Origin of the sequence: Heyndrickxia ginsengihumi, assembly GCF_011008565.1 — a bacterium.
In the GTDB taxonomy this organism is placed as follows: domain Bacteria; phylum Bacillota; class Bacilli; order Bacillales; family Bacillaceae_C; genus Weizmannia; species Weizmannia ginsengihumi.
In genome coordinates this window covers 1-17298 of sequence record NZ_JAAIWK010000030.1, presented here as the reverse complement: position 1 = coordinate 17298, position 17298 = coordinate 1, and the positions used below count along the sequence as shown (strand labels likewise).

Sequence of the window (17298 nt, the reverse complement as noted above, 5' to 3'; positions counted from 1 at the left end):
GGAGGGGAAAACATGTCTCTATTTGATCATAAAATTTCTGAACTGCATGAGTTTTTACATAAAAAAGAAGTGAAAGTTTCTGAACTAGTAGACGAATCTTATCGTCGTATTCAAGAAACGGATGATAAAGTTCAAGCTTTCCTAGCATTAAACGAGGAAGAGGCCCGTCAACAAGCGAAAGACTTAGACGAAAAGATTGGTACAGAGGAATCACAACAAGTTCTTTTCGGTATGCCAATTGGAATCAAGGATAATATTGTTACTAAAGGACTTCGCACTACTTGTGCAAGTAAAATTCTTGAAAACTTTGATCCAATTTATGATGCAACAGTTATGGGGAAATTACATAGTGCAAATACGATTACAATTGGGAAATTGAATATGGATGAGTTTGCGATGGGATCATCTACCGAAAACTCAGCATTTCAAATTACACATAATCCATGGAATTTAAATACTGTTCCTGGTGGTTCTTCAGGTGGCTCAGCAGCAGCAGTTGCTGCAGGAGAAGTTCCTTTCTCTCTAGGGTCTGACACAGGCGGTTCAATCCGTCAACCTGCAGCATTCTGCGGTGTTGTTGGGATGAAGCCGACTTATGGACGCGTATCTCGTTTTGGTTTAGTTGCTTTTGCTTCGTCACTAGACCAAATTGGGCCAATTACACGTACTGTTGAGGATAATGCCTATCTATTGCAAGCTATTTCCGGCGTAGATCCACACGATTCTACTTCTGCAAATGTTGAAGTGCCAAATTATGTACAAGCATTAACAGGAGATATTAAAGGGTTAAAAATTGCAGTTCCAAAAGAATACCTTGGTGAAGGTGTATCAGAAGAAGCACGTCAATCTGTGTTAAGTGCTCTAAAAGTACTTGAAGGATTAGGTGCTACTTGGGAAGAAGTTTCTTTACCTCATTCTAAATATGGTGTAGCAACCTACTATCTATTAGCGTCTTCTGAAGCTTCTTCAAACTTAGCGCGCTTTGACGGCGTTCGTTACGGATATCGCACGCCTAATGCGAAAAATCTTGAAGAACTATACAAAAAAACTCGTTCAGAAGGCTTTGGCGAAGAAGTAAAACGCCGTATTATGCTTGGTACCTTTGCTCTTAGTGCTGGCTACTATGATGCGTATTACAAAAAGGCACAACAAGCCCGTACATTAATTAAAAAAGACTTCGATGATATTTTAGAAAAATATGATGTCATTATTGGACCAACAACTCCAACACCTGCGTTTAAAATTGGAGAAATCGTTGATGATCCATTAACAATGTATGCAAATGACATTTTAACGATTCCAGTAAATTTAGCTGGTGTACCAGGGATCTCTGTTCCATGCGGATTCGTGAATGGTCTGCCATTAGGTTTACAAATTATCGGAAAACATTTTGATGAAAGCACAGTTTATCGTGTTGCACATGCATTTGAGCAAGCAACTGATTTCCATAAACAAAAACCACAATTGTAAGGGGTGAAAAGCATGAACTTTGAAACTGTCATTGGACTCGAGGTACACGTTGAATTAAAAACAAATACAAAAATTTTCTCTCCAGCACCTGCGCATTTTGGTGCTGAGCCAAATACAAACACAAATGTGATTGACCTTGGCTATCCTGGAGTACTGCCTGTTTTAAATAAACAAGTCGTGGACTTCGGCATGAAAGCTGCGATGGCGTTAAATTGTCAAATTGCAACGGAAACAAAATTTGATCGTAAAAACTATTTCTATCCGGATAATCCGAAGGCGTACCAAATTTCTCAATATGATCAGCCGATTGGGGAACATGGTTGGATTGAAATTGAAGTAGACGGCAAAACGAAAAAAATTGGTATTACCCGTATCCATTTAGAAGAAGATGCTGGTAAATTATCACACGTATCAAGTGAAGGGTATTCGCTTGTCGATTATAACCGTCAAGGAACACCGCTAATTGAAATTGTTTCGGAACCAGATATTCGTACACCTGAAGAGGCATACGCGTATCTTGAAAAACTAAAATCCATTATTCAATATACAGGTGTTTCTGACTGTAAAATGGAAGAAGGTTCTCTTCGCTGTGATGCAAATATCTCACTTCGACCAATTGGGCAAGAAGAATTTGGAACGAAAACAGAATTAAAAAACTTAAATTCTTTTAACTATGTACGTAAAGGATTAGAGTTTGAACAGAAGCGTCAAGAAAAAGTGCTTCTTTCTGGTGGGGTTATTGATCAAGAAACACGCCGTTATGATGAAGCAACTGGTGAAACAATTTTAATGCGTGTAAAAGAAGGTTCTGATGATTATCGTTATTTCCCAGAACCGGATCTAGTCAAACTTTATATTGACGATGAATGGAAAGAAAGAGTTCGTGCCGAGATTCCTGAACTTCCAGATCAACGTAAAAAACGTTATGTAGAAGAGTTAGGATTACCTGCGTACGATGCAATGGTATTAACATTAACAAAAGAAATGTCAGATTTCTTTGAAGCAACGATTGCCGCAGGAGCTCCAGCAAAACAAGCATCAAATTGGCTAATGGGTGAAGTTTCAGCACACTTAAATGCTGTTCAAAAAGAGATTCATGATATTCCTTTAACACCTGAAAGTTTAGCTGGGATGATTAAATTAATTGAAAATGGAACGCTTTCCTCCAAAATGGCGAAGAAAGTATTCAAAGAGCTTGTTGAAAAAGGCGGAGATCCGGAAAAAATTGTGAAGGAAAAAGGACTTGTCCAAATTTCCGATGAAGGCGAACTATTGAAATATGTGACAGATATTCTAGATAAAAATGAACAATCTATCATTGACTTCAAAAACGGTAAAGACCGTGCATTAGGATTTTTAGTCGGACAAGTCATGAAGGCAACGAAAGGGCAAGCGAACCCACCAATGGTAAATAAATTATTGATTCAAGAAATGAATAAGCGTTAATGTCTTAAAAAATTGGGTTTGACATCATGTATCTTTAAAGAGATATACGATGCCAGCCCTTTTTTATTAAGGAGACGATTGAAGCGCAAGGGGTGAGACTTCCACGGAAGGAGAACCCTTAAATTTGTATGATTTGTGAACAAAAGGTCGATTCATTGAACTTTTTAAGTCTCTTATTTACAATAGCTTTAGACTTTAACTCGAATAATCAATCTATGAGAAAGAGACAATAAGAATAATTGTGAAAATAAGAAAGGTCTTAAATATGAGAGAAGCGGCAAAAATGAATAAAAAAGTATCTTGGTTACTTCTACTTTTGATGTGTATTGTGACAGTTCTGTTTCCAATACAATCTTTTGCGCATGCATATGTAATCAGTTCGAACCCTAGTGAAAATGCAGTATTGAAGGAGCCGCCAAAGCAGATCCGAATTCAATTTAGCGAGTCGATCCAAACAGGGTTTCATTCAATAACATTGGTGAACTCCTCTGGGAAAAAAGTAGCAACGACATCTTCTAAAATTGATCCTCACAATGGTTCCATACTTGAAGTGAATATAAAGGGGAAAGTTTCGAAAGATACATATACTGTTCAATGGAAAGCCATTTCAGCAGATGGCCATCCTGTTCAAGGAGTCATTCCCTTCAATGTTGGTACTGGAAAGGGCAGTGTTCAAGCTGAAGCGAAAACATCCGGATATGTTCCACAAGCCGATATGATTATATTGCGTGTATTGCTATATATTAGCTTCGCGCTATTTATTGGCATTATTATGTTTAATCTACTCATTCAACAACAATATAGCCAAAAAATGAAACAGAGAAGTATAAAAGGAATTTGGATTGCATGGATTGGGATGACGATCGCTATTTTACTCGATCTGCCTTTACAAACGACAATCAATGCAAACGTATCTTGGCTTCACGCTTTTCAGCCATCATTGTTAATTAAGACATTGACGGAAACTTCCTTTGGAATTATTTGGCTGATCCAGCTGGCATTGCTGGTGGCGTTATTCGGTACAAATTATTTATCGACTATTGTTAGAAATCAATTTTCTCTAAAGAGCTGGATGGAAACGCTCATTGTTTTTATAGGTTTACTTATCACAAAATCAATAACGAGCCATGCAACTAGTTCAAATCATGAATGGCTTGGGATGGCAATGGATTTCTTGCATTTACTTTTTGCCTCTATTTGGGTTGGCGGTTTAATTGCAATCTTTTTATTATCACCGAGCAATGCTTCTGCGCCAAAAGATGAAAAAATGTGGTATTTGCATGCTGTACAGCGATTTTCAATATTGGCCTTTATCGCTGTTGCTGTAATTATTATAACTGGAATTTATGGGAGTCTTGCATATATTCCAACATGGTATGCATTGTTCCATACGGTTTATGGCAAAACACTGATTGTGAAAATCGTATTATTTTTTATCATGTTAGGAATGGGCGCTTATCATTTCATTAAAGGCAGTAGAAAGGGAAGAAATATTCGGCGTACTGTGTTATTTGAATTTGTAGTAGGTGTTTTAGTGATGGTTGCCGTTTCAGTTTTAACCAATTTACCTACAGCGATGTCGGCGCCAGGACCTTTTTCACAAACAAAACAAGTTCAGCAGCATCAAGTTACATTACAAGTTAGTCCAAATGTTGAAGGAATGAATGAATTCAAGGTGAGGCTGAAAGATAAAAATGGGCATCGTATAACGAATGTTGCACAAGTTACGCTTAAGTTTGAACACTCTACTATGAATATGAATGCAACAACGATGATTATTCCGGAAAAATCATCAGGGGTGTATGAGAAAAAAGGATTGTATTTAAATATGGCTGGACAGTGGAAGATAACTGTACATGTTTTAACAAAGTCATTAGACAGCTACGATGCACAGTTTCAAGCGGTCGTAGGAAGTCAATAAATGAATATGATTCGTTTTACAGAATACAATAGATGTATTTAAGACTGTAGGCAAACTCTCTTTAAATGGAAGTTTGCTTACAGTTTTTTTGTTTCAATTGTAAAGTTTGGCGATGATTTCCGCTACAGGGGCTCGCTTTCCGCGGGTTCTCTTGTTGAAAAGCCAATTCCCCTCATTTGCAGTATTTCAATCACCGACAAATGATTCAATCAGTAATATGAGACGACTGAATGAATTTTGGCTTGGGATATTTGACTCATATTATATTTGTTTAATCGCATGAGGTTTAGGGCGTATAAAGGCGGGTAAAATATGCAAGTATTTAAGGATAAAAGAAAAAGAGGGTGTGCCAAACAATGTGTGATGGTTTCAGCTTCAAAACAATGTGTGCATATTGTTTGAAAAAAGTAGGTGCAGAAATTGATGCTGTCTATCCAGTATATGATTGGAAGAGCAATCAATTAATCGGATATTATTGTAAAGACCATTTTTTAAAAGTAAAATATCAAAACTTGCAATTAATCCTATTAAAAAAACAAAAGGGATCAGCATAAAGTGCTGACAGAGTGATATTCATTAAAGAAAAATAAATGATTAAGCGAGCCGGTTTTATTTTCATAGAAAACCGGCTCTGTTAGTACAGAAGGTTATGCTGTTTATAAACGGCTTCATTAGCTCTTATAAGATTACTTAAACTAGTTTATTCGATAAAATTGATTTAATGTGCTTTTCGATGTATAATTATCTCGAATTCAAGATAATAAAATATTTTTGAAGATATAGTAGGATTTATATTGATGATTTCCATAAATATTTTAAAAAAATTAGCTACAAACTGAGCGAATAAAAGAGTCATGACCGATTTTTTTTAATTTAAAAAGGAAGGTTAGTTACAATGAAGCATATTTTTATACAAGGAAAAGACCCTATCAAACCGACACTTGTTTTACTCCATGGAACAGGCGGAGATGAACAATCTTTATTATCATTAGCAGATTTAATTGATCCAGAGGCATCTATTCTAAGTATTAGAGGGAATGTTTTGGAAAATGGGATGCCAAGATTTTTTAAGCGCGTTGCGGAAGGTATATTTGATCTCGAAGATTTAGAAAAAAGAACATTTGAATTAAAAGAATTCATTGACCAAGCTGCTGATCAGTATGAATTTGACCGTAAAAAATGTGTAGCGATTGGCTACTCAAATGGTGCTAATATCGCTGCTAGTTTATTATTCTATTTTGAAACAGTCTTGCAGGGGGCTATTCTTCATCATCCAATGGTTCCGCGCCGGGATATATTACTTCCGGATTTAACGGGAATTCCAGTTTTTATTGGAGCAGGTACAAATGATCCGCTTTGTGCTCCAGAAGAAACGAATGAATTACGCGATATGCTTCAAATAAAAGGAGCAGATGTAACCGTGCATTGGGATCATTTCGGCCACCAATTAACGATGAAAGAGGTAGAAAAAGCAGCGGAATGGTATCATAAATTTATATAAAATTCTACTAGTGGGGTGGTTCCATGCTTTCCATTGATCCAGAAAGTTTATCTGAAAAAGAAAATTATAAGTTCTTGACCGGAACGTTAATACCAAGACCTATTGCATTTATTACGTCACTTGCAGAGGACGGCACTTTAAATGGTGCACCATTCAGTTATTTTACGATCGTTTCGGCAAATCCCCCCTTAATTGGGATCTCTGTTCAACGTAAGGCAGATGGAGAAATGAAAGATACAGCAAGGAATATCCTAATGAAAAAAGAATTTGTTGTTCATATTACTGATGAGGAAAATGTATCAATGGTAAATGAAACAGCAGCAACTGTTCCTAATGATGTAAGTGAAATTGACTTAGCCGGACTTACTCCTGTTCAGAGTAAAGAGATTTCTATACAAGGTGTAAAGGAAGCAAAAGTGCGTTATGAGTGCAAATTACATGAAATTGTAAAGATTCAAGATGACCAAGGAAATTCAAGTTGTGATTTTATTATTGGCCGAATTGTTCAATATCATATCGCTTCTTCGCTTCGGGATCATAATGGATATATTGATTGTCAAACGCTTGCTCCTGTTAGCCGCCTTGCAGGAAATGATTATGCAGCATTAGGTCATATGTTTACAATTAAAAGACCGCAATAATAAAACGAGCTAGATATAATCTGGCTCGTTTTGTTATTTTCTTTTTGATTAAGGGTAAATAAAATAAAAAAGCGTGATTGGAGGAGATTATATGAATTTAAACAATTGGTTTGAAAAAGGGATTCCTTCAAATATATATTTAAGCAGTATGCAAGTTTACAAGGAACATATTGAGTATATTCTCGATGCATTTGATGTGAGGAAAAAAGATGATGCACTATTTCAAAAGCTACGTGAAAAACAGCTTCGTGTCATTGTTCTTACTGAGGAACGAAGTAAGGACGCAATGGTGAATGTGCCAATTTTACTAAAAATAGCAGCGGTTGCTAATATTGGTGTGAGAATGCTTTACCGTGACAAACATACGGAGCTTGTAAATCAATATTTAACAAATGGATCATATCGTTCGATTCCAATGTTTATTTTTATAGATAAAAAAGGAGGGGAAAAAGCTGTGTGGGGACCGCGTGCCCCAATTGCCCAACAAATTGTAAATCAATTGTATGAAGAACTCCTTCCAAAAGATGATTTGCAGAAAACATTGATGATTGGAAAAATCGTCGATCATTATGCTGATAATGCTGTTCTTTGGAATGATATATACGAAGACATTGTAAAAACATTACAAGCAATTGAGTGAGGCCAAAAGTCGCAAAGAAAAATATTTCAATAACGGAAAATTCTTAAAGGAATAGAATATCATTATATAAAAAACGCTAATTGAAGCGGCTGCTATTCGTTCGGAAGACCACCATCTATCTAAAATAAAAGCGGATGTCGACAAACTGAAAAAACAACAAGGTTGTCGACATCCGTTTTTAATTGTGAACAAACTATACAGAACATTGACATTTACTTATAATAAAAGTAACAAGGAGCTTTTTTTGGAGTGATAGATTTGAAGGATGCAGTAGATAAATATATCCAATATTTAAAGCTAGAGCGTGAGGAACCTACAGGGAATTATTTACAAAGATTAATACAACATCATTTATCTATCGTCCCCTACGAAACATTTAGTAAATTTCATTATTTTCAGCAATATGGCCAGGCTATTCCGCCGTTTGAAGTGTTTGTACAGAACATGATTGATAAGAACTGGGGAGGAACTTGTTTTACATTAAATATCAATTTTGCTAAACTACTTGAAAAACTTGGCTTTTCTTGTTCACTTGTCAGAGTAAATCCTGGTCATATTGCCATCATGGTCTTAGTCGGTGAACGGAAATTTTATGTGGATGTAGGTTATGGTTCACCAATCATAAAGCCTGTTGAACTTGAAACAAAGCCTCAGCATGTTCTCCATGGATTTGGTGAAGAAATTATATTCACACGAAAAACTGATACATGTTTTGAAATTGATCGCCGGTCTTTTGGAAAAACTTTTGTGAAAAAAACAATTGAATGGACACCACTATCTGAACATGAGCTTATACAAGATATTAAGGAATCTTATTATGACCATCCTAGCAACAAGACAATGCGTCGTGTTACGGCGGTTCACTTCAATGGGTCTGAATGCTATTATTTACGGGATCTTTCATTAAAAATTATTAACTATCGCAATATCAGGGAAATTCAAATGAGAGACTATGATAAGTGGAAACAAACCATTCAGGCTATATATCAAATTGATGAAGATACACTAGAGCAGACGATAGTTTTTTTACAAAAACGAGATGTTTATTTATTTTGATACGGTAAAAAATTGTAGGCTGAAGGCAATATTAATTTAGAAAGATCGAAAGAAAATGGGAATCTTAATAATGACAAACTAGAAAGTTCAGTTATACCAAGAAAGACTGATATTCTAGATTTTTTTTCGGAAAAGTTGTATGATATTTCAAGTAGACACGAGGAAAGTCGTGGTTTTTTTATGAAAATGAAACAAAGCCGCTAATAATATAAGTATTTAGGCTTATATAAGTGAATGGGATAGAAAGATCGATTTATACATATGATAAAGTTCTTAAAGTAAGGACGCTTTTGACTTGAAAAGAAAAGTATAAGGATGATTTGAATGAAACGTGCAAGAATTATATATAATCCTACTTCTGGTCGCGAAGCATTTAAACGTCATCTATCGGATGTGCTGCAAAAGTTAGAAAAGGCTGGATATGAAACATCAGCTCATGCAACTACTGGTGAAGGCGATGCAGTGAACGCTGCTCGTATCGCAGTAGAGCGTAAATATGACATTGTGATTGCAGCTGGTGGTGACGGGACAATTAATGAAGTTGTGAATGGTCTCGCTGAACAAGAATATCGTCCAAAATTAGGTATCATTCCAATGGGGACAACAAATGATTTTGCGCGTGCACTACAAATTCCAAGAGATGTAGCTGCTGCAACAGATATTATTGTTCAAGGAGATTTAATTCCAGTTGATATTGGGAAAATGAATGATAAATATTTTATCAATATTGGCGGAGGCGGAAGGCTGACAGAACTGACATACGATGTACCAAGCCGTCTAAAAACAATGCTCGGCCAACTTGCATATTATTTAAAAGGAATTGAAATGTTGCCGTCAATTCGTGCAACACAGATGACGATTGAATATGATGGCAAGCTTTTTGAAGGAGAAGCTATGATGTTCTTAATCGCCCTTACAAATTCTGTTGGCGGTTTTGAAAAATTAGCACCAGATTCTTCTATTAATGATGGATTGTTTACGTTAATGATCTTGAAAAAAACTAATCTTGCGGAATTCATTCGTGTTGTTACAGCGGCTTTACGCGGCGATCACATTAATGATCCGAATGTCATTTATGCATCTGCAAGCCATATTAAAGTAAAATCGGACGATCAAATATTAATTAATTTGGATGGAGAACTTGGCGGAGAAGTTCCAGCTGTGTTTCAAAATCTTTATCGCCATATTGATGTATTTGCACCAATCGAAAAACTGCGCCCTCAAGATCGAGTATAAAAAATAAAGATTGTCATCAAAAGGTCTGCTCCTTTTTTCTGCGACAGAACTTTTATGACAATCTTTTTTCTTTATGATTTAATGGAAGTTTCCTGTTTTAAAGATGCGATACTTTTTTCAAATTCTTGTTCGATATCCGAATGTGGTTTGTAAGTTGTGCTGCTCACAATGGCACTTACAATTAAATTAAAGGCAAATCCAGGAATCATGGCATATAGTTTTGCATCAAGTCCCGTCCATGTCCATATAATAACGGTAATCGCACCTACGATCATTCCGAAAAGTGCACCCCAGTAGTTCATTTTTTTCCAGAATAAGCTTAAGAAAATGACTGGACCAAATGAGGCTCCGAAGCCTGCCCAGGCATATGAAACAAGTTGGAGAATAGTTGAGTTTTGGTTTAATGCCAATAATGCCGCGACAATTGAGACAATGAGTACGGACATACGTCCAAAAAAGACAAGCTCTTTGTCCGAAGCGTTTTTTCGAAAGAGTACTTTATATAAATCTTCTGTTAATGCACTTGATGTAACAAGCAATTGCGAGGAAACTGTACTCATAATTGCCGCTAAAACAGCCGCGAGAATGAATCCTGCAATTAAAGGATGGAACAAAATCTGCCCTAATTGAATAAAGACAGCTTCTGGATTGTCAAGTGTATGACCTGGTTGATGATAATAAACAATGCCAACTAAAGCTGTAAGCGAAGTTCCGAGTAGTGACAGAATCATCCAACTCATTCCGATTCTTCGCGCATCTTTCGCTTCTTTTATGGACCTTAAAGCCATAAAACGCACGATTATATGGGGCTGGCCTACATAACCAAGCCCCCACCCAAGTGCAGAAATAATTCCTAATATAGATGTCCCCTTTAGGAAATCGAGCAATGCTGGGTTGATTGCATGAATAGTGTCAAATGTTTTCGCGGGGCCGCCTGTATAAAAGAAGCCAACGATCGGTACTAATACTAAGGCAATAACCATAATAAGTCCTTGAACAAAGTCAGTCCATGAAACGGCAAGAAATCCACCAAAAAGCGTGTAAAGTACGACGACACCTGCAACAATAATAAGACCTAAATAGTAAGATAATCCAAAAGAATTCTCAAAAAAGACTGCCCCTGAAACCATACCTGATGAAACGTAAAACGTAAAAAAGATAAGAATAACAAGAGATGAGACCATTCTCAGTAATTTCGTAGGATCTTTGAAACGATTTTCGAGATAAGCAGGAATCGTGATCGAGTCACCAGCAACTTTTGTATAGGAGCGGAGACGTGGAGCAACCAATTTCCAGTTTAAATAACAGCCGATCGTCAGTCCGACTGCAATCCATCCTTCTGCTATACCGCTGCTGAAGATAGCCCCCGGAAGCCCCATTAATAACCATCCGCTCATATCGGCAGCCCCTGCACTTAAGGCAGCAACCATTGGCCCTAATGAACGCCCGCCAAGCATGTAATCTGTTAGATTACTCGTTCTTCGATAGGCAATCCAGCCAATCCATAGCATAAGGATCATATATATCCCGATTGAGATTAATTTAAATGTATTGTCACTTAGCATAAAAAGCCCCTTTCATAAAATGGTTTATTATATTATTATGAATAGTCTATCATTGAAAGAACGAAACAAAAAGAGGGCAAAGGGAATTTTTGGGTGAAATGAAAGTTGATTCATTGCCTTCATAGCATTTAGGAAAAATAAAATAATATGATACAATCAAAAAAGATCATTCTTATTATCGATGTTTAATATATATGAAGAGGAAGAACTGTATGAATCAACAAGCTCCAGTTAAGAAAAATGATGAGATATATGTTCACTTTGAGGATTTAACGCACGAGGGAAATGGGGTTGCAAAAGTAGATAGTTATCCACTATTTGTACCAAATGCTTTGCCTGGTGAAAAAGGAAAAATCAAAGTGGTAAAAGTAAATAAAAATTATGGATTTGGAAAATTAATGGAACTAACAGAAACTAGTCCAGATCGTGTCGCACCCGCTTGTCCTATTTATGATGCTTGCGGCGGTTGCCAGCTTCAACATTTAAGTTATTCAGGACAGCTGCAAATAAAGTATAAACAAGTGAAAGATGTGCTTACGAGAATTGGAAAGCTGGAAAATGTTAAAGTTCATCCTGTTTTAGGGATGGATGATCCGTGGCGTTATCGTAATAAAGCGCAAGTTCCAGTAGGTGATCGTGAAGGCGGATTAATTGCTGGTTTTTATAAGCATCGTTCGCATGACATTATTGATATGGAAGCATGTCTTATCCAGCAGGAACAGAATGATATTGTTGTTCAGACGGTGAAGAAGATTTGTGAAAAATATGGTATCTATGCTTATAATGAAGAACTTCATAAAGGAACGTTACGGCATATTATGGCCCGCTACGGACATAAAACTGGCGAAATCATGATTGTTCTAATTACACGTACAAAGGAAATACCACATAAAAAAATGGTAGTAGAGGATATTTTAAAAGCAATACCGGAAGTTCGCTCTATCGTGCAAAATGTAAATGCAAAGCGTACGAATGTTATCTTTGGCGATGAAACAAAGGTTCTTTGGGGAAATGAAGTGATTTACGATTACATCGGCAATATTCGTTTCGCGATCTCAGCTCGTTCTTTCTATCAAGTGAATCCAGAACAAACAAAGGTCTTGTATAATAAGGCACTTGAATTTGCAGGTTTAACTGGTGAAGAAACAGTGATTGATGCTTATTGCGGGATTGGAACGATTTCACTGTTTTTAGCCCAAAAGGCAAAACAAGTATATGGGGTTGAAATTGTTCCAGAAGCAATTGAAGATGCAAAACGAAATGCTGAATTAAATGGTATTACAAATGTTGAATTTGCAGTAGGTGAGGCAGAAACGATTATTCCGCAATGGTATAGCCAAGGAATTAATGCCGACGTGCTAGTTGTTGATCCACCTCGCAAAGGCTGTGATGAAACATTATTAAAAACAATTATCGAGATGAAACCTCGACAAGTAGTATACGTTTCGTGTAATCCCGCAACTTTAGCGAGAGATTTACGAATACTTGAAGACGGGAGTTATCAAACTGTTGAAGTTCAACCAGTGGACATGTTTCCGCAAACGATGCACTGTGAAGCAGTGGCGAAAATAATGTTGAAATTGTAGCCCAAAAATAAACACTTCCGAACCAAAATAGAAATTTCCGATGACAGCCCTGATTTTGTGAAAAAATACTTTTCCGAATTCGGGGCATAATTCTGTTGAATCCTTGTCATACCAAGCCTTTACCAAGTTGGCCGAGAGAAGAATTTTGAGAAAAGATTATTTTAACTCTCGAAAAAACGTGAAAAATAGGCGGAAAAACAGGCGAAAAAACGGTCATTTTTGAATCAAAAACACCCCAAAATGGGGGTTCCATCGGAAAACTTTATTTTAACAGCGACGGTGGAATGCGGGTTGGAGGCGGGGGGTTTCGGAAATTAACTTTTTTGTTGAACAGAAATTGTAGCAAAAAAATAAACATCTCTCAGCCAAAATAAACATTTCCGATTCTGACCCTGATTTTGTGAAAATAAACTTTTCCGATTTCAGGGTCTTTTTTCTATTATTCCTTGTACTGTCAGTCTTTTCTCGAATTTCTCTTCCCTCTATTATCGGAAAACTTTATTTTAACGACTACAGTGGAATGTGGGAGTTAAGAGGGGGAGAAGGACTAAAATATTTAATGTAGAGTTGTAAAGAAATCCTGCAAAGAGTGTTACTGTAGAATCCGATTACACTTTAAGGTTTTACAATTGTGTCTCTATAAAAAATAACGTTTCTTATATAAAAATAAGTTTCTAAATCAGTAGATTTTTTACGGTGCTTTTTCCGGAAGACCTTTGGTTTTTTTTTGAAAAATCCAGTTGAAATACAATAGAAATTACAGTAGATCCCATCTCACTTTTAAAATTAAGAAGAAAATAAACACGCAAGTTATTTTATTTATAAAATTAATCTCTCCAACCTCCATGGGCTTTCTCAACAATAAAATAACGTTCTTTAAATATTGGATGCGTTAAACTTGATCGTTGAGTTTCTGCTCAACGTACGGTATACATTAACGATATAAAATTGTTGCGGAAAATGGATAAAAGTCCAAACAAGTAGCAAGCTAATATTGGGTGATTATCATGGGTGGTAAGAAAAATGAAAAGAGATTTTTATATGGATTACTATTACTTTCCGTTGTAATGATTTATTTCGTAATGAAACGGCCACCTAAAAAGGACTGGTTGTTTGCATATATTTATAACGCAATTACCAATATTATTTTAGATAAATGGGTTACGATGAATTTCATTTCGTATCCTACACGCTTATTACCGAAATTATTTAACATACACATACTGTATGATGCTTTCCTTTATCCAATTGTTACTGTTATTTACAATCAATTAACGAGTAAAGATAAACCGGTAGCGATTATTTATAAATTACTTTTTTTTTCAGTCCCACTTACAATTTTTGAGCTTTGGGCTGAACGAAAAACTGGATTGATAAAATGGAGAAAGCGATGGCGATGGTATCATACATTTCTTAGTGTTAGTTTGAAATCTTTAATTACAAGAGGTTTAGTGTCAATTTTTAGAAAATTCAAGAGAGAGAGAACTTGAATAACAGTTCGTTTCCAAGCGACAAAGAAAGCAGAAAGAGCAGCGGTCAGATTTTTATGTATTCAATCGTTTTTTTAATAAATTGATGCTACTCGTTTTCTTTTTTATATAGTCCCAAAAATAAACAAATCGATACCGCCCTGATTTCGTGGAAAAATACTTCGGATTTGGGGGGGGTTTCTGTTATCCTTGCCCTGCAACGTTCACTATTTTTCCATAAAGTTAAATATAGAAGTCTTATAATTGTAGAATATTGCTAAAATGTATGCCATCTTTTGGATGCTTTATACAATGAAAAAATAAATTCTCTTATATATAGTAATGTTAATAAATGAAAAAACATTGTAGACGGGGATGGGGATGCATATGAAATTTGCAACTGTGAAAATGGCAGGTGAAGAAGCGGCGGCAATTGTTCATGATAATCGGATAATTCTTATTAAAACAATCAATGAAAAAGAGCATAAAACTTGGAGTACAAAGCTACTTGATATTTTACAAAAAGAGGAGCTAGAGGAAATCTCTCTCTGGTTTAATAATGAGGGAAAAGCCAAATTACATACATTACCTGCTTTCATGGCAGGCGAGATACAATATGGACCGCTTTATCGAACGCCTAAGAAGATTTTGGGCGTTGGGATGAATTATATGGAAAAAGCACTAGAGTTATCTGGAAAGCCACCTGAAACTGAGCCTGTTATATTTATGAAGCCAGATACTAGCTTAATTGGTCCGCAAGAGGCAATCAAATTAATAAAGGAATCTAAAGAGATAACAGCAGAAGCTGAGCTTGGAATCATTATTGGAAAAATATGCAAAGAAGTAGAAGAAGTAGATGCTCCTAAAGTTGTTGCAGGATTTACGACGACTTTAGATGTGACGGCGCAAGATATTAATAAGAAAAACCCACGTTTTTTACAACGCTCTAAAAGCTTTGACACATTTTTTAGCTTTGGTCCATATTTAATTACTATTGATGAGTTTCCTAATATAAATGATATAGCTGTTGCAACGATTTTAAACGAAGAGGTTCATCATCGTAATGTTGTTGCAAATATGATGTACCAGCCATGGTTCATTGTGTCATTTTTTCAAAAATTATGACATTGGTTCCCGGAGATATTATTATGACAGGGACACCTGGATCTGTCGTTATTCGAAATGGCGATATTGTTGAATGCAATATAAGTAGATTTTATTCTTTAAGGAACAAAGTATCAGATTGAAATGAGGGATGGTGGAGAGCGGCATATTCATTACAAATATATAAGAAATACTGTTCTCCTTTTACATAACATCAATGTGGCATTTAATACTGTTCATTTGATTGACAGAATGTTTAATTCGTGATACATTTATCTCGAATTAAAGATGTTTATATTCGAAATAATTGATTTCAACATATATGGCATATTTCAGTTCATGGATGTGGAAAATGAACATTTCTATATTCCGTTGAAGATTGGCTAAATTAAGGTGTAATTGGGAGGAACGAACATGGATGAATTAAAAGGAATACATCATGTAACAGCGATAACGAGTAGTGCCGAAAAGATCTATGATTTTTTTACTTATATTTTAGGAATGCGATTAATCAAGAAAAGTGTCAATCAAGATGATATTCAAACATATCATTTATTTTTTGCAGATGATGTAGGAAATGCAGGAACAGATATGACATTTTTTGACTTCCCGGGAATTCCAAAGGGTGTTCACGGAACGAATGAAATTTCAAAAACGTCTTTTCGTGTACCAAGTGATGCCGCTTTATATTACTGGGTTAGCCGTTTTGATCGTTTTGAAGTAAAACATTCAGGCATTAAAGAACAGTTTGGCAAGAAGACTCTTTCTTTTGTGGATTTTGATGATCAACAATATCAATTAATATCTGATGAACATAATAAAGGTGTTGCATCAGGAACGCCTTGGCAAAAAGGGCCAATTCCGTTAGAATATGCGATTACAGGATTAGGGCCGATTTTTGTCCGTACAGCTCATTTTGATTATTTCAAGGAAATGATGGAAAAAGTTCTATTGTTTAAAGAAATTGACCATGAAGGTTCATTTCACTTATTTGAAGTCGGCGAAGGAGGAAATGGTGCACAAGTAATTGTGGAAAGCAATGTGATTCTCCCTCAAGCCTGTCAAGGATTTGGTACAGTTCACCACGCAGCCTTCAGAGTCGAGGATCGATCTGTTTTGGAGGAATGGATTAAACGTATGGAAGCTTTCCAATTTAGAACTTCTGGTTATGTTAATCGTTATTTCTTTGAATCATTATATGTTAATGTTGCACCGCAAATTTTATTCGAATTTGCAACGGATGGTCCAGGATTTATGGGCGATGAGCCTTATGAAACGCTTGGAGAAAAACTTTCTTTACCTCCATTTTTAGAGCCTAAACGTGAACAAATTGAGCAATTGGTTCGTCCAATAGATACCGTTAGAAGTACGAAAGAGTTTGTGAAGGAATACGAAAAATAAAAATTGGTTTAATAAAACATGTAAGTAATATCTCTGTTTTAAAGAAGAATTGAATTCTTTTCTTAACCGAATAGGCAATGTAGATTGGGGCTCCTGCGGAAAAACTACCCGCGGAAAGCAGACCTTAACTGAATGTAAAAAACCGAAAGATAATAAGTAATTCTGAACTGCCCCCCAATTGTTAGACACCATCTAACAGTTGGAGGTGCAGTTTTTCTATGGTTAAATTTACTGCCGAAGATAAATTACAAGCAGTTAAGTG

At 36.0% G+C, this 17298-nt stretch carries 13 protein-coding genes and 1 pseudogene; 13 read left to right on the top strand and 1 reads right to left on the bottom strand.

Annotation, left to right across the window (positions count from 1 at the left end):
- Window positions 1-12: 12 nt before the first annotated feature.
- From gatA to G4D61_RS15155, 9 genes are all read left to right on the top strand, one after another.
- Window positions 13-1470 (top strand): Asp-tRNA(Asn)/Glu-tRNA(Gln) amidotransferase subunit GatA, encoded by a 1458-nt coding sequence (gatA, locus tag G4D61_RS15195; protein WP_025731119.1) that lies wholly within the window; start codon window positions 13-15, stop codon window positions 1468-1470.
- A gap of 12 nt (window positions 1471-1482) precedes the next feature.
- Window positions 1483-2916 (top strand): Asp-tRNA(Asn)/Glu-tRNA(Gln) amidotransferase subunit GatB, encoded by a 1434-nt coding sequence (gene gatB, locus G4D61_RS15190; RefSeq protein WP_025731118.1) that lies wholly within the window; start codon window positions 1483-1485, stop codon window positions 2914-2916.
- 283 nt (window positions 2917-3199) lie between these two features.
- Window positions 3200-4837 carry a copper resistance protein CopC gene (locus G4D61_RS15185; protein WP_025731489.1) on the top strand — a complete coding sequence of 546 codons (1638 nt, stop codon included), beginning with the start codon at window positions 3200-3202 and terminating at the stop codon, window positions 4835-4837.
- Window positions 4838-5193: 356 nt separating this feature from the next.
- On the top strand, window positions 5194-5391 hold the full coding sequence (locus tag G4D61_RS15180; protein WP_025731488.1) for a hypothetical protein: 198 nt from the start codon (window positions 5194-5196) through the stop codon (window positions 5389-5391).
- A gap of 341 nt (window positions 5392-5732) precedes the next feature.
- On the top strand, window positions 5733-6338 hold the full coding sequence (locus G4D61_RS15175) for an alpha/beta hydrolase (RefSeq protein ID WP_025731487.1): 606 nt from the start codon (window positions 5733-5735) through the stop codon (window positions 6336-6338).
- A gap of 23 nt (window positions 6339-6361) precedes the next feature.
- Window positions 6362-6979, top strand: coding sequence for a flavin reductase family protein (locus G4D61_RS15170; RefSeq protein WP_035354553.1), 618 nt, complete (start codon window positions 6362-6364; stop codon window positions 6977-6979).
- Window positions 6980-7070: 91 nt separating this feature from the next.
- Window positions 7071-7619, top strand: a complete 549-nt coding sequence (locus G4D61_RS15165) for a thioredoxin family protein (RefSeq protein ID WP_163174277.1) — start codon at window positions 7071-7073, stop codon at window positions 7617-7619.
- A 249-nt stretch (window positions 7620-7868) separates the two neighbouring features.
- A complete protein-coding gene (locus tag G4D61_RS15160) occupies window positions 7869-8675 on the top strand; it encodes an arylamine N-acetyltransferase (RefSeq protein ID WP_367590292.1) in 807 nt (268 codons plus the stop codon).
- A 324-nt stretch (window positions 8676-8999) separates the two neighbouring features.
- Window positions 9000-9911 carry a diacylglycerol kinase gene (locus G4D61_RS15155; RefSeq protein WP_025731483.1) on the top strand — a complete coding sequence of 304 codons (912 nt, stop codon included), beginning with the start codon at window positions 9000-9002 and terminating at the stop codon, window positions 9909-9911.
- Between the two features lie 71 nt (window positions 9912-9982).
- On the opposite strand, the gene putP is transcribed toward G4D61_RS15155, so the two are convergent.
- The gene (gene putP / locus G4D61_RS15150) at window positions 9983-11476 is read right to left on the bottom strand and encodes a sodium/proline symporter PutP (RefSeq protein ID WP_025731482.1); all 1494 of its coding nucleotides are present in this window, start codon (window positions 11474-11476) and stop codon (window positions 9983-9985) included.
- A gap of 212 nt (window positions 11477-11688) precedes the next feature.
- Here putP and rlmD point away from each other — a divergent pair, with 212 nt between their 5' ends.
- From rlmD to G4D61_RS15130, 4 genes and pseudogenes are all read left to right on the top strand, one after another.
- Window positions 11689-13062, top strand: a complete 1374-nt coding sequence (rlmD, locus tag G4D61_RS15145) for a 23S rRNA (uracil(1939)-C(5))-methyltransferase RlmD (RefSeq protein ID WP_163174275.1) — start codon at window positions 11689-11691, stop codon at window positions 13060-13062.
- Window positions 13063-14069: 1007 nt separating this feature from the next.
- A complete protein-coding gene (locus tag G4D61_RS15140; protein ID WP_163174273.1) occupies window positions 14070-14552 on the top strand; it encodes a CBO0543 family protein in 483 nt (160 codons plus the stop codon).
- Between the two features lie 354 nt (window positions 14553-14906).
- A pseudogene (locus tag G4D61_RS15135) lies at window positions 14907-15778 on the top strand (fumarylacetoacetate hydrolase family protein).
- Between the two features lie 271 nt (window positions 15779-16049).
- Window positions 16050-17036, top strand: coding sequence for a ring-cleaving dioxygenase (locus tag G4D61_RS15130; RefSeq protein ID WP_163174271.1), 987 nt, complete (start codon window positions 16050-16052; stop codon window positions 17034-17036).
- Window positions 17037-17298: the final 262 nt, after the last annotated feature.

What these genes read in the sequence shown, in the direction of transcription:
- gatA (WP_025731119.1), top strand. Translation starts at nt 13, where the DNA reads ATGTCTCTATTTGATCATAAAATTTCTGAACTGCATGAGTTTTTACAT.
- gatB (WP_025731118.1), top strand. Translation starts at nt 1,483, where the DNA reads ATGAACTTTGAAACTGTCATTGGACTCGAGGTACACGTTGAATTAAAA.
- G4D61_RS15185 (WP_025731489.1), top strand. Translation starts at nt 3,200, where the DNA reads ATGAATAAAAAAGTATCTTGGTTACTTCTACTTTTGATGTGTATTGTG.
- G4D61_RS15180 (WP_025731488.1), top strand. Translation starts at nt 5,194, where the DNA reads ATGTGTGATGGTTTCAGCTTCAAAACAATGTGTGCATATTGTTTGAAA.
- G4D61_RS15175 (WP_025731487.1), top strand. Translation starts at nt 5,733, where the DNA reads ATGAAGCATATTTTTATACAAGGAAAAGACCCTATCAAACCGACACTT.
- G4D61_RS15170 (WP_035354553.1), top strand. Translation starts at nt 6,362, where the DNA reads ATGCTTTCCATTGATCCAGAAAGTTTATCTGAAAAAGAAAATTATAAG.
- G4D61_RS15165 (WP_163174277.1), top strand. Translation starts at nt 7,071, where the DNA reads ATGAATTTAAACAATTGGTTTGAAAAAGGGATTCCTTCAAATATATAT.
- G4D61_RS15155 (WP_025731483.1), top strand. Translation starts at nt 9,000, where the DNA reads ATGAAACGTGCAAGAATTATATATAATCCTACTTCTGGTCGCGAAGCA.
- putP (WP_025731482.1), bottom strand. Translation starts at nt 11,476, where the DNA reads ATGCTAAGTGACAATACATTTAAATTAATCTCAATCGGGATATATATG.
- rlmD (WP_163174275.1), top strand. Translation starts at nt 11,689, where the DNA reads ATGAATCAACAAGCTCCAGTTAAGAAAAATGATGAGATATATGTTCAC.
- G4D61_RS15140 (WP_163174273.1), top strand. Translation starts at nt 14,070, where the DNA reads ATGGGTGGTAAGAAAAATGAAAAGAGATTTTTATATGGATTACTATTA.
- G4D61_RS15130 (WP_163174271.1), top strand. Translation starts at nt 16,050, where the DNA reads ATGGATGAATTAAAAGGAATACATCATGTAACAGCGATAACGAGTAGT.